Raw genomic sequence first — 12,160 nt, 5'->3', positions numbered from 1 at the left:
TGTCCTCCTGTACTACCTTCACTGAACTTTGTGAGTCTATCGAAAGTCAGAGCCAAACGGCAAACGGTTATGCATTTGCCGATTCGTGACACAAGCGCATTACCCGATCACGCAACGAACTCGGAGCAACTTGCTGACACCCCCGTTGAACGAGCTTTCGGATCACCACTTCCATCTTCACTGAATTCGCACACTCAGCACAGTTCTGGACGTGATGCATGAGTCTGTGACGATCTTCTTCAGAAATCTCTTGATCAACTAGCTCAAAAAGACGATCTGTCAGTTCTGAACATGAACAATCGCTGGTCGCTCCTGGACACCCACAATCGAGTGCCTCAATCACCTTGGCAACTTCTGTTTTCAGGCTCATCACTTCTCCCCCTGTCCGTAGCCCAGTTCACCCGCATAGTCCGAAAGGATCTCGCGTAACTGTTTGCGCCCACGAGAAAGCCGAGACATCACGGTCCCAATCGGGGTTCCCATAATGTCAGCGATCTCCTGGTAGGAGAACCCTTCGACATCAGCGAGATAGACCGCTTCACGACGATCATGACTGAGCTGTTCGAAAGCCTGACGGATTTCGTCATTGGGAAGGTTCTCGTACGCCTCCATCTCGGCAGATTTCATCCCTGTCGACATGTGCGATTCGGCGCGATACTCTTGCCAATCTTCCAGCTCGTTCTCTACTTCCGTTGGACGACGTTGCGTCTTTCGGTAGTTGGAGATGAAAGTGTTATTCAGAATACGAAACAGCCACGCTTTCAGATTTGTTCCTGGCTGGTACTGGTGAAAGGCGGAAAACGCCTTCGCGTACGTTTCAGACACCAAATCTTCGGCGTCGTGAGGATTACGAGTAAGCCGCATGGCGCCACCGTAAAGTTGATTGAGATACGGAATCGCATCTTTCTCAAATCGGGTGACCCGCTCGGCGCTCGTCTCCTGAGGAGCCCTTTCGATCGTCACTCACGATCCTCTCGCTTGTTTCTGGTAACGCTGGTGGCACGAAATTCATTCCCCGCCAACGATCACACCTTCGCGCATGGCAGTGACGAACTCAAGATCGTCATCCAGAACAACGAGGTTTACCGCTTCACCGGGAGTAAATTCCAAAGTCACGCCCTTCTCGCTTCCATCAAGGTGGAGAGCATAGGCTGGACCAGCCACGCATGATTCTACGGCCTTTGCCAACGACAAGTACTGGCCACGAACCATCTTCTGAATTTGCTCAACCAAACGTGACGTTCCACCTGCGATAGCACCACCATCAGTCAGGCGCGCCACACCGTCGGCGATGGTGACGGCAAGGGAGCCCAGTACGTACGCACCGTCCGCCATTCCTGCGCCGGACATTGCATCGGTGACGAAGACGACTGAGGACGGCTCACCTTTAGCCCCAACAAATTCGACGACGTCGGCAACGAGTCGCGGGTCGACGTGGACTGTATCGGCAACAAGTTCGACGACAGCGTCCCCCTTCCGAGCCGCTGCAGTGAGCGCCTGAACCGGGCCAGGAGCTCGATGGAGAAGCGACGGCATTGCATTGAACAGATGCGTTGCCGTCTGTGCAGGAGAGGGGAAGCCAATCTCATTGGCATAAGCGGTGGTCAAAGCAATCGCACCTTCTGTTTCCTCTGTCGTGGCTGAGGTATGTCCCCACGATGGTTTCGCTCCATAATCAAGCAACAGGCGCGCAGCAGCAACAGCATTTTCCGCTTCAGGGGCGATCGTCATCGTCTTGATATGCCCCTTGCCGACTTCGAGCCAACGGCGCAATTCATCAAGGTCAGCACCGCGGACAGCAGCCGGATTCTGTGCCCCGACCTTGTGAGGCGAAATGTAAGGCCCTTCCATATGAATACCGAGTAATTCGCCAGATTCACAAAATGGAACAAGCTTTTCGAGAACTGGAACTGGATCGATCATCGACACAAGTGATGCGATCATCGCAGTGGTTCCCTTCGAGCGGTGCGCCTCGATAGCGGTGCGCACCTCTTCTTCCGACTTTACGTCGGGGAAGGATGCCCCTCCTCCGCCGTGGTTATGAATATCGATTAGGCCAGGAAGAATCCAGCCGTCAACGTCGGCAGGTGGCAGAATACGAACGATGCGGCCATCGTCAAGCTCAAGACCGCCGCCGATAATTTCGCCATGAGAATCGAGCAGCTTACCAATCAGTTCCATGATAATTCTTCTTTCACTGACGAGCGTTCCAGCGCTCTGTATAGAAATCTGTCAGTTCGAGCTGTGAGGCAGCCGCTTCGTCGACGAGTACGGTGACTTTGGCATGCATTTGAAGAATGGTGGCGGGCCACTTGGCACTGACAGCACCTTCAACAAGTTCTTTCACTGCGCGAGCCTTGTTCTCACCGAATGCCAAAAGGATGATCTCTTTCGCTTCCATGATTGTGCCCAGCCCCTGGGAAATGGACTCGGTGGGAACCTTGTCAAGATCGTTGTCAAAGAACCGAGCGTTGTCCATGCGAGTTTGGGCGGTCAACACATCGACGTGGGTGCGCGAGACAAGTGAACCACCAGGTTCGTTAAATGCAATGTGTCCGTCGGTTCCAATGCCGAGAATTTGGATAGTGGCACCGCCAAGCTCGCGAATTTTTGCGTCATATTCCGCAGCAGCCTGAACCGGATCGGACGACGACGAATCTGGAGTGAAGAGGAGTTCGTCTGCGAGGCCGGTTTTCTCTTCCCCAACAAGTTCAGTGCGCAACACGTTGCGATAGCGCTCAGGGTGATCGTCCGCAATCCCAACATATTCATCAAGTGCAATCGCCCGCTTCCCCTTGAGACTAAACGTGCCCGCAGCATGTGCAGCACGTAAGCGTTCATACAGCGCGAGCGGAGTCGAACCCGTCGCGACTCCGAGAACTGGATCCGAAGCTGAGTTAACGACACGAATAATGTGCTCAGCCGCGTAATCTGCCGCAGCTTCTTGGGTGGAGAAGATTCCAACCTGCATAATTTGCCCCTTTACAAATGTTGCTTACGTTAAATCCATTGTTTCACAACATGGCAGGAGCAAGGTAACGAAACACGATATTTGTCTGACATATTCTCAACAAACACCCTCTTTTTGAGACCCATTCTCACTTAGAGACAGGTTCCGGGGACACAGGTCCTCAGATGGGCCACATCTTACATTGCCTTTCTCCGTACGGTCAGGAAATATCAATAATGGGCTTGAAGAAAAACTTTGCGACACATAGGCTTAGAATTGTCCAAGGTAAAGCACATGAAACATCGAAGGAGATGGAATAGTGACCACCGAAATCCCAACAAAGTTCACGGCTGCCGTGGTGGATAAGTTTGGCGATCCGCTCAACGTCCGCGAAGTGGACATGCCAGAACCCGGTCTCAACCAGGCTCTGGTGAAGAACATCGCTACCGGCGTTTGCCACACCGATCTTCACGCAGCTCAGGGTGACTGGCCAGTCCGCCCAGAGCCACCGTTCATCCCTGGCCACGAAGGCGTTGGCCGCGTTGTCAAGCTCGGCCCAGGCGAGCACTCAGTCAAAGTCGGCGACCTCGTCGGCAACGCTTGGCTGTGGAGCGCTTGTGGCGAGTGCGATATGTGCCTCTCCGGCTGGGAGACCCTCTGCCGCACGGCAGTATATGGTGGCTACACCGCTGACGGCTCGTTCGGCGAATACATGCTCGTTGACACCCGCTTCGCCGCACGCATCCCAGAAGGTGTGGATGAAGTTGAAGTCGCTCCAATTCTCTGCGCTGGCGTAACCGTCTACAAGGGTCTGAAGGTCACAGACACCCGCCCGGGTCAGTTTGTTGTCATCTCGGGCATCGGCGGCCTCGGCCATATCGCCGTTCAGTACGCAAAGGCCATGGGTCTGCGCGTCATTGCTGTCGACATCGCTGACGAGAAGCTTGAGCTCGCTGCTAAGCATGGTGCAGAGTTCTGCGTGAACGCAGCAAAGGAAGATCCTGTTGCCAAGATCCAGGAGTACACCGACGGCGGCGCCCACGGCGTGCTCGTCACCGCAGTGCACCCACAGGCATTCGGCCAGGCAGTTGGCATGGTTCGCAATAACGGCACCGTGGTTTTCAACGGCCTTCCCCCGGGGGAGTTCCCGGCCAACATCTTCGAGATCGTGTTGCGCGGCATCACGATTCGCGGCTCGCTGGTCGGCACCCGTCTCGATCTGGCAGAAGCAATCGACTTCTACGCCCGCGGCCTGATCAAGCCCACAGTCAAGGAAACAACTCTTGACCACATCAATGACGTATTCGACGAGATGAAGGCCGGAAAGATCGACGGCCGCATGGCGATTCGTTACTGATCTCGCTGATTTCAGCTCATCCGGGGTGAGGGGGGGAGATAGGATATCCTATCTCCCCCTCACCCTATCTCCTGTGCATAATCCCTTCACTACCCAACATAGCGCCGACCGTTATCACGTTGCGAAGCTTTTAGTTTGTATAGATAATAACTATCATTATTATCTCATGCTTCAAGAGTTGAAAGGTCGACATGCGCCACCGGAGTTGGACGAGAGCCGCGAATGCGCTTGCGGCACTTGCAGTGGTCGGCTCACTCACATCGTGCGCACCGACGTCGGCAACAGCACATGACGATCTCGTCATCGTTGCCTCCACTCCAATCGTTGCCGATCTGGTGGCGCACGTGGCACCAGATGCCCATCTGGAAACGCTCATTCCCCAAGGTGCTGACCCACACACCTACGAGCCGTCGATGGCTGCGTTACGCGATGTCTCACGCGCAGACATCGCCTTCTCAAATGGCCTGCTCTTAGAAGCACAAGCACTGACCCACACAATCGACTCAAACCTCCCGTCAGGAGTACGCCACATTGCACTCGGCTCTGAGTCAGTCAAATTTGGCGCCCACCAAATACCTCTCGTCGAGAACGCTGCACTTGCCACCGTCTGGCTCGGACTCAGAGTCGACGGCCAAGGCGGAAGTCAGGATTACGTTACTATTAACGCAACCGCCGCGACAGGGCCGGGAACAATTTCGGCCTTCACTACCGGGACATTTGGTGAACCCCGAGCGTGGATCAACTCTGGCGATGGCATCGACCCGCGAAAAGATACCATCAAGCTCCCCACCAACGCTCACACACACATGTCATGGGGGTTTTCACAACAAGGCTTCTACACTCTCTCCTTCGAGTCGATCCTCCACTCAGGAAAAAGTCAAAAGACACTCGGATCCACCACCCTCACCTTCGCCGTAGGAGTCGATCCCCACAAAAGCGGAAAAACCGTGATCAGCACAGGGCACCAAGACATCACTGCTCATCTGGGCGGCGGGATGACTCTCTACGGAGATACCCCTGCAGGTACTGGGAATCGCAACATCTCCGACATCGTCATCTCCGTACCAAATTCGACCACGACGACGGTACCCGATAATCGATGGGGCTTCCTGGGACATCCAGGTCAAGAAGCCTGGATCCTCGCACAAGCCGTCATCGGGCAACACGTCCACGGCGAAATCGACCCCCATATGTGGCATGACGTTCGCAATGCGATCGCCTACACCGAAACGATCGCAGATGAGCTCGGACGCATCGATCCACAAAACGCCACAACATATAGACAAAACGCAGCGCGTTATCGAGAACAACTCGAAAATCTCGACCGATGGACACGCGATGTCCTGACATCGATTCCGACATCCCAAAGAGTATTAGTGACCGCTCACGATTCATTTGGATACTTGGCAAAAGCATACGGGATGACAATTGCTGGATTTGTTGCCCCCAATCCCTCACTCGAACCGTCAGTCCAACAGTTGACAAACCTCACGCGCACCTTGGAGGCGCTACCCGCACCTGGCGTTTTCGTCGAACCAACCTCTGCCTCACACCTCAAAGAGCTGGTAGGCATTGCACAGTCGACTCACAAAGAGTTGTGCAACATTTATTCCGACACCCTCACGCAGGACGTTCCCACATACATTGACCTGGTGAAACACAACGTCAAATCCCTCAAATCGTGTCTCGATCCGGCCTCACTGCCTGCGTGGGATCTCGATACTCAGCCCAACATTCCCAACGTTTCAACACAGACGGAGAAAAAGTGATGACTAAAGCACTGTCGGCCCTTGCGGCACTCGCACTCGTATTCACACCCACAATTGCTGCCGCCCAGGACAACTCCGGTTCAGCAGATCCGGCGTTGACCCAAGTGGTTGACGAGAATGAGGAGATTGCCCCAGTCGGTACCCCCGTTGAACTTGACGCAGGTCATGCCGATCTTGGCCCAAAGTATGTCGACGGAAAATGGACTTTCATGGTTCGTGACGATACCAAGGGTGCTCCTGTGTGGCGTCACCTCGAGGATGTCGTGTTCCGCGTACATGACAAAGCTAAGCTCACTTTGCCCAAAGATGACACGTATTCATTCATTCGGGCAGCTGGGGAGGTCTATGCTATTCCTCAAACCGAAGCCGAAGGGGTCATTTGGCTGGGATGGAATACGCAAGATCCTGCAGTGGTGAAAAAACTCGGTAATGGTGTCTCACTCGTGTACTCCGGGCATCAGGGCGAAGGAGATCTCAGCGTCTTTGTTCAGGCCGGAAACTTTGCAGGCCCAACCCAGTTGTGGAACACAACAAAAAAGGAATCCCAGCCAATCCACGTTGACCCCAATACTCACACTCATGCAAATTGGGTGTTCACTCAACCCGGCACGCATTTAGTACGTTTAAGCGCGCAGGCCCAGCTGGCAGATGGTTCGACTGTGGAAGATTCACAGATCCTACGCTTCGCCGTCGGTGACTCAACTGATGTCAAGGATGCTGCTACGGCGAAGTGGACCGAAAAGACGACGCCGAGTGCCAAAGCTTCCGTTGAGGCGCCGAGCGCGGTTGACAAGTCCACTTCGTTCCCCTTCTACGTCGGTGCAGGACTTGCGATCATTGTCCTCGCCATCGCTGGTATCGTCATCGTCGTCAAACGACGCGCGTCAGCAGACCGAGCAGCGGCTGCGAAGGTGGTTGAGGAGTGAGCACGCCGGTCCTGAAAGTTGACGATCTCAACGTCACCCTCACAGGGCGCTCAATCCTTGAACACATCACTTTTGAGGTTGCAAAAGGTGAACTTGCGGGTTTGATCGGACCGAATGGAGCGGGAAAAACTACGCTAATGCGTGCGATCATGGGTCTGATTCGTTCGAGTGGAGCAGTCTATACCTCGGGCAAGATCGGCTACGTTCCTCAACGTCAAGATGTTGACTGGGCTTACCCCATGAGCGTGGAAAGCCTGGTACGCATGACATTTGTTGGCCGGCATCACAAGGTTTCCCGTCGTCAGAGCCTCGCCCTGGCTTATCAGGCTCTGAAGAAGGTCGGCATGTACGAGCTTCGTGACCGCACGATCGATGAACTCTCTGGAGGCCAAAAACAGCGCGTCCTCATCGCCCGAGCGCTCGCCCCCAATCCCGATATTTTGCTACTCGACGAACCTTTCACAGGGCTTGACCACCCCAACCAAGATCTTCTCTCTGACTTGTTCGTTGAGCTCGCGCGAGGTGGAGTCGGCATCTTGATGTCCACTCATGATCTGACTCAGGCAGTCGATATTTGCGACTCACTCGTGATGATTAATCGCACAGTTCGTGCTGCTGGGCGGCCTCAGGATCTCATGAAACCGCAGCTGTGGATCGACACCTACCAGGTACGCGAGAACTCAGCGCTTCTGCGCTCTTTAGGAATGGTGACAAAATGAGCCTGCTTCAATTTTTTGCGGATTTGGCGAATCCGAACCTGGCGTTTCTTCCGCGAGCGCTCCTCGTTGCCGCGTTGTCATCGATTATTTGCGGGGTTGTGGGAGTTCACGTTGTGTTGCGTGGGCTCTCCTTCGTCGGTGACGCACTGTCCCACGCCGTGTTCCCCGGAATCGCGATTGCCTTTGCGCTCCAAGGTTCAATTCTTCTGGGCGGAGCGATTGCCGGCGTCGTGGTGGCAGTGTTGATTGCGACCTTCTCACAGAATCGTCGACTGCGCGAAGACTCTGTTATCGGCGTTTTCTTCGTTGCCGCATTCGCGCTCGGTCTACTCATTGTCTCGCGCACACCAGGCTACACAGGGTCTCTCGAATCACTGCTTTTCGGCTCCCTTACAGGTGTTACCAACACAAATATTTTACAGGCTCTGGGTGTGGGATCGGTGATCGTGGCAATCCTCGTCGCCGCACATTCACGCATCACGCTCGTCAGTGTTGATCGCGAATTCGCACGAGCACAAGGGTTGAAAGTGTTCTGGATTGACTTGCTACTCTTTATCGTCATTTCTGCTGCGGTCGTGATTTCAGTGCAGACGATCGGCAATATTTTGGTTCTCGCATTGCTTGTCGCTCCCGCTGCAACAGCCCGCCTGCTGACCGACCGTGTGCTGCCCATGATGCTCATCGGGCCTGCTGTGGGTGCGCTTTCGGCTTTCATCGGAATTTGGCTTTCGTGGGCATGGGATCTTCCGTCCGGCGCAGCAATCGTCCTGGTCGCCACTGTCATCTTTATCCTGGTGTGGACATGTGCCCCCAGACGCGGTCTCCTTGCGTCGATCCGTCATTCGCACAAGAAAACTACCCCGGTACCAGTGTCGTAGGTCGGGCGAAAACCGCCCCGACGTCGTGGAGCGAGAAAAAATCGCGCGACTTTTCTCGATCCAAATTCTCCACATCCCTGTTGCCCTGTGTCGCGGGTGCGGTTTAATAGAGGTATGAGTATTTTGCAGAAGATTTCTCGTCCGCTTCTCGCTGCGCCTTTCGTTAGCAGCGGTCTGGATGCGCTCATGAGGCCGGCAGAACACCGGGAGCGCACGCACATTCTGCTTGACCTCGCTCGCGAGACTGGATGCCCAGTGGCAGACACAGATGTCACGCCGACAACAGTCGATATGGCTACGCGTGTCACCGGAGCCGTGATTGCGCTCAGCGGCCTGGCCTTGGCGAGTGGTCGGCTTCCGCGCTCAGCAGCATTGCTCCTTGGCACGCTTCACATTCCTCTTGCCCTGGCAAATAATCCGTTCTGGCTACACGAAGGTGACCAACGCAAGCGCGATCTGGCAGGTCTGATTCAGAATGCTGGTTTGATCGGCGGCGCGCTGATGGCAGCGAGAGATCGTAGCGGCGCTCCTAGTCTGGGTTGGCATGCACATAGACTCGCGGACGAAATCTCACAGTCAGCGTCGGCAAAGTTTGACGCTCTTGGTGCGCAGGTGAGCGCATGACGTGGTGCGCACCTCGCGCATCTGCGATCGACGCTCGGGTGGTTCTTCCGGGATCGAAATCACTGACCAACCGTTATCTTATTCTCGCGGCTCTTGGCCAGCAGCCGGCTGTCATTCACGAGCCTCTTCACGCGCGTGACACTGAGCTCATGGTTCGCGCTCTCCAAACACTCGGGATCCACATCGAGAGGTCTGATCGCGAGTGGTGTGTTACTCCCAGGCCACTGCACTCGGGGCGTATTCACGCTGGCCTTTCTGGCACAGTGATGCGTTTTATCGCCCCTGTTGCCGCTCTGGCCAGCGGTGAGGTGGTCATTGATGGAGACCTCGCAGCTCGAACCCGTCCTATGGCCGGGCTTGTTAACGCACTTCGTCTCGCTGGTGTTGATGCCCAGGGGAAGCACCTTCCCATTTATGTTCGTGGCAGCGGATCAATCACAGGCGGCGACGTGGACGTGGATGCATCGTCATCGTCACAGTTTGTCTCTGCCTTGCTCATGGCTGGTGCACGGATGGAGCAGGGGCTGACATTGCGTCATATTGGTTCATCACTCCCCTCACTTCCCCATATTGAGATGACACTCGATTGTCTCACACGCGCCGGAGTCGATGCGCACACGTTAGAACCGGGAGTCTGGCGCGTGGAACCTGGGCCTCTTCATCTTGGCCATGTGAGTGTCGAACCGGATCTGACAAACGCCGGCGCATTCCTCGCTGCAGCAATGGTTACCGGTGGACAGATCACGATTCCGTGGCCGAATCACACAACCCAAGCAGGAGATGCATTCGGGGCAATCTTTGAGCAAATGGGAGCTGACGTCGAGCGCGGCGATGGCCAACTTCGTCTTCGCGGACCATACACCGTTCGTCCACTCCATCTGGACGCGGCCGACGTCGGCGAACTCGTCCCTACGCTGTCAGCCGTTGCGCTCTTTGCCGCTGGTCCGTCACGTCTGTGGAATATCGGACATTTGCGTGGTCACGAAACTGATCGTCTCGTAGCGCTCGAACAATCCCTCACTGCACTTGGAGCACAAGTAGAAACGGGTGACAACTGGCTGGAAATTTCGCCACCAACCTCGCAACAACCAGCTGCGCTCAAAGCCTATGGCGACCATCGCATGGCAATGTTCGCAGCGATTGTTGGGCTCCGAGTCCCCGTCATACTTGACCACCCGGAAGAAACTGCGAAAACTCTGCCTCAGTTCCACGCGCTGTGGACGCAGATGATCAACGATTCGGAGAAAAAATGAGCCGTAGAGATATCGGCACCGACGACCCTCGCGTCCGCGTTCGCCCAGGAAAAGGTTCCCGTCCTCGCACGAAGATCCGCCCTGATTACTCGTCGGCTCGACGCGGACGCCTCCTGCGCATCGATCGCGGACGTTACCTTGTCCGTATGCTCGACGACGGCACTGAGGTAACAGCTGTCAAAGCACGCGAACTTGGCCGCGGTAAACTCGCCATCGGCGATGTCGTCGCGATGGTGGGTGACCTATCAGGCAGGAAAGATACGCTGGCACGCATCGCATCGATCGATGAGAGAACCACGATTCTGCGTCGGACAGCAGAAGAAGGCGAAGCCAGCGGAACCGAACGGATCATCGTGGCCAACGCCGATCAGCTCCTCATCGTCACTGCGCTGGCGCAGCCTGAACCGCGCCCGGGAATGATTGACCGTTGCCTTGTCGCTGCTTACGACGCCGGTATGACCCCGATTCTCATGCTTACCAAAGCTGACTTGGGCGACGCGGACGAGCTCTTAGCATTGTACGAACCTCTTGATTTGAGGATTCTGATCTCGTCCACGGCTCCCGACAATCCTCATGCTGATCTCCATGCCGTACGAGAGGCTCTAACCGGACACGTTTCTGTGCTCGTGGGACACTCGGGGGTGGGGAAATCGACACTCCTCAACGCACTTGTCGAAGGCGCTGGGAGACAGACAGGACACGTAAATGATGTCACTGGGCGCGGGCGACACACATCGACGTCGGCGATGGCATTCGATTTTCCTGGGGGCGCAATTATCGACACTCCAGGGGTACGAACATTTGGTCTCGCCCACGTTGGACACGCAGATTTGCTTCGAGGGTTCCCCGATTTGGAACAGATCGCTGACCAGCTGTGCCCACGCGGTTGCAGCCATGAAGAAGGCGCACTCGATTGCGCACTGTCAGAGGTGAGCGACCCACGTTTGATCACACGCGTTGCCTCGTTCCGCCGACTGCTACAGGCGAAGACAGAAAATGACTAGTTCCAGATATCGGAATGATTTATCTCGTTTTCCGTTCACGGTGTGGGACAGAGAGCCTCGCGCGGTACACTGACTAAGTGAGAAGGCTCGCCCATTTCCTACTTGCACTGGGCGGGTCTCAAACGGTTGAATTCTATCAACACGAACCGAGTTATTGGAGGAACCGCGTGGAAAAGGAAATCCTGAGCTGGGACATGTTCGGCGATGCAACGCGTGAACTAGCAACCAACATTTGGGAGTCCGGCTACAGGCCTGACCTGATCGTCTGTGTGGCACGCGGCGGTCTTATTCCCGCCGGCGCGATGGCATACGCGCTCGATATGAAACCCGTTCTCGTGATGAACGTGGAGTTCTACACGAAGATCGGTGAAACTCTCCCCGATCCACGCCTGCTCAATCCTCTTCCGGACTTCTCGGCATTGAAGGATTCGAAGGTTCTCATCGTCGACGATGTTGTGGATTCCGGACGCACCTTGAAGTACGTCCAGGAACTGTGCGAAGCCAACGGTGTTGGCGAGATGCGTCTGGCCGTGATTTACGAAAAGCCGACGTCGGTGCTCAAGGCCGACTATGTCTGGCGCGATACTGATTTGTGGATTGCTTTCCCATGGTCAGAGAAGGATCCGGTCAACGCTGGCAAAGATTACGTCAAGGTTGACTGAAAATTCACAAAGGAGGCT

The 12,160-nt window shown here is 55.3% G+C and carries 13 protein-coding genes; 9 read left to right on the top strand and 4 right to left on the bottom strand.

Annotated features, from left to right (window positions below; translation table 11 throughout):
• Positions 1-67: 67 nt before the first annotated feature.
• Genes rsrA through ACTOVJ_RS02930 form a run of 4 tightly spaced genes read right to left on the bottom strand, consistent with a single transcriptional unit; the run spans position 68 to position 2,971 of the window.
• A complete protein-coding gene (rsrA, locus tag ACTOVJ_RS02945; protein WP_449501688.1) occupies positions 68-370 on the bottom strand; it encodes a mycothiol system anti-sigma-R factor in 303 nt (100 codons plus the stop codon).
• A complete protein-coding gene (locus ACTOVJ_RS02940) occupies positions 370-963 on the bottom strand; it encodes a sigma-70 family RNA polymerase sigma factor (protein WP_449503990.1) in 594 nt (197 codons plus the stop codon). Before ACTOVJ_RS02940 ends, rsrA begins: the two co-directional genes overlap by 1 nt.
• A 45-nt stretch (positions 964-1,008) precedes the next feature.
• The gene (locus tag ACTOVJ_RS02935) at positions 1,009-2,181 is read right to left on the bottom strand and encodes an N-acetylglucosamine-6-phosphate deacetylase (RefSeq protein ID WP_449503991.1); all 1,173 of its coding nucleotides are present in this window, start codon (positions 2,179-2,181) and stop codon (positions 1,009-1,011) included.
• Between the two features lie 13 nt (positions 2,182-2,194).
• Entirely contained in the window at positions 2,195-2,971 is a 777-nt protein-coding gene (locus ACTOVJ_RS02930; protein WP_449503992.1) for a glucosamine-6-phosphate deaminase, read from the bottom strand.
• 298 nt (positions 2,972-3,269) lie between these two features.
• On the opposite strand from ACTOVJ_RS02930, the gene adhP reads away from it, so the two are divergent.
• The 9 genes from adhP (at position 3,270) to ACTOVJ_RS02885 (ending at position 12,142) form a co-directional block, all read left to right on the top strand.
• On the top strand, positions 3,270-4,307 hold the full coding sequence (adhP, locus tag ACTOVJ_RS02925; RefSeq protein ID WP_449501692.1) for an alcohol dehydrogenase AdhP: 1,038 nt from the start codon (positions 3,270-3,272) through the stop codon (positions 4,305-4,307).
• A 191-nt stretch (positions 4,308-4,498) separates the two neighbouring features.
• Positions 4,499-6,076, top strand: coding sequence for an anchored repeat ABC transporter, substrate-binding protein (locus tag ACTOVJ_RS02920; protein WP_449503993.1), 1,578 nt, complete (start codon positions 4,499-4,501; stop codon positions 6,074-6,076).
• Entirely contained in the window at positions 6,076-7,002 is a 927-nt protein-coding gene (locus ACTOVJ_RS02915) for a choice-of-anchor M domain-containing protein (protein ID WP_449503994.1), read from the top strand. Before ACTOVJ_RS02920 ends, ACTOVJ_RS02915 begins: the two co-directional genes overlap by 1 nt.
• Complete coding sequence (locus tag ACTOVJ_RS02910) at positions 6,999-7,721, top strand: metal ABC transporter ATP-binding protein (protein WP_449501695.1); 723 nt, start codon at positions 6,999-7,001, stop codon at positions 7,719-7,721. The genes ACTOVJ_RS02915 and ACTOVJ_RS02910 overlap by 4 nt, the downstream gene beginning before the upstream one ends.
• The gene (locus ACTOVJ_RS02905) at positions 7,718-8,599 is read left to right on the top strand and encodes an anchored repeat-type ABC transporter permease subunit (RefSeq protein WP_449501696.1); all 882 of its coding nucleotides are present in this window, start codon (positions 7,718-7,720) and stop codon (positions 8,597-8,599) included. The genes ACTOVJ_RS02910 and ACTOVJ_RS02905 overlap by 4 nt, the downstream gene beginning before the upstream one ends.
• A gap of 114 nt (positions 8,600-8,713) precedes the next feature.
• Complete coding sequence (locus tag ACTOVJ_RS02900) at positions 8,714-9,223, top strand: DoxX family protein (RefSeq protein ID WP_449502919.1); 510 nt, start codon at positions 8,714-8,716, stop codon at positions 9,221-9,223.
• Positions 9,220-10,476: a 3-phosphoshikimate 1-carboxyvinyltransferase gene (aroA, locus tag ACTOVJ_RS02895; protein ID WP_449503995.1), complete on the top strand. Its 1,257-nt coding sequence runs from the start codon at positions 9,220-9,222 to the stop codon at positions 10,474-10,476. Before ACTOVJ_RS02900 ends, aroA begins: the two co-directional genes overlap by 4 nt.
• A complete protein-coding gene (gene rsgA, locus ACTOVJ_RS02890) occupies positions 10,473-11,480 on the top strand; it encodes a ribosome small subunit-dependent GTPase A (protein WP_449501699.1) in 1,008 nt (335 codons plus the stop codon). The genes aroA and rsgA overlap by 4 nt, the downstream gene beginning before the upstream one ends.
• Before the next feature lie 167 nt (positions 11,481-11,647).
• The gene (locus ACTOVJ_RS02885) at positions 11,648-12,142 is read left to right on the top strand and encodes a phosphoribosyltransferase (protein WP_449501700.1); all 495 of its coding nucleotides are present in this window, start codon (positions 11,648-11,650) and stop codon (positions 12,140-12,142) included.
• Positions 12,143-12,160: the final 18 nt, after the last annotated feature.

The organism is Arcanobacterium sp. (ex Cirak et al. 2026) (assembly GCF_053585065.1).
This window is presented reverse-complemented; position numbering and strand designations above follow the sequence as displayed.

Excerpts from the sequence above, each read along its gene's own strand:
- rsrA (WP_449501688.1), bottom strand. The coding sequence starts at position 370 with ATGAGCCTGAAAACAGAAGTTGCCAAGGTGATTGAGGCACTCGATTGT.
- ACTOVJ_RS02935 (WP_449503991.1), bottom strand. The coding sequence starts at position 2,181 with ATGGAACTGATTGGTAAGCTGCTCGATTCTCATGGCGAAATTATCGGC.
- ACTOVJ_RS02930 (WP_449503992.1), bottom strand. The coding sequence starts at position 2,971 with ATGCAGGTTGGAATCTTCTCCACCCAAGAAGCTGCGGCAGATTACGCG.
- ACTOVJ_RS02920 (WP_449503993.1), top strand. The coding sequence starts at position 4,499 with ATGCGCCACCGGAGTTGGACGAGAGCCGCGAATGCGCTTGCGGCACTT.
- ACTOVJ_RS02915 (WP_449503994.1), top strand. The coding sequence starts at position 6,076 with ATGACTAAAGCACTGTCGGCCCTTGCGGCACTCGCACTCGTATTCACA.
- ACTOVJ_RS02905 (WP_449501696.1), top strand. The coding sequence starts at position 7,718 with ATGAGCCTGCTTCAATTTTTTGCGGATTTGGCGAATCCGAACCTGGCG.
- ACTOVJ_RS02900 (WP_449502919.1), top strand. The coding sequence starts at position 8,714 with ATGAGTATTTTGCAGAAGATTTCTCGTCCGCTTCTCGCTGCGCCTTTC.
- aroA (WP_449503995.1), top strand. The coding sequence starts at position 9,220 with ATGACGTGGTGCGCACCTCGCGCATCTGCGATCGACGCTCGGGTGGTT.
- rsgA (WP_449501699.1), top strand. The coding sequence starts at position 10,473 with ATGAGCCGTAGAGATATCGGCACCGACGACCCTCGCGTCCGCGTTCGC.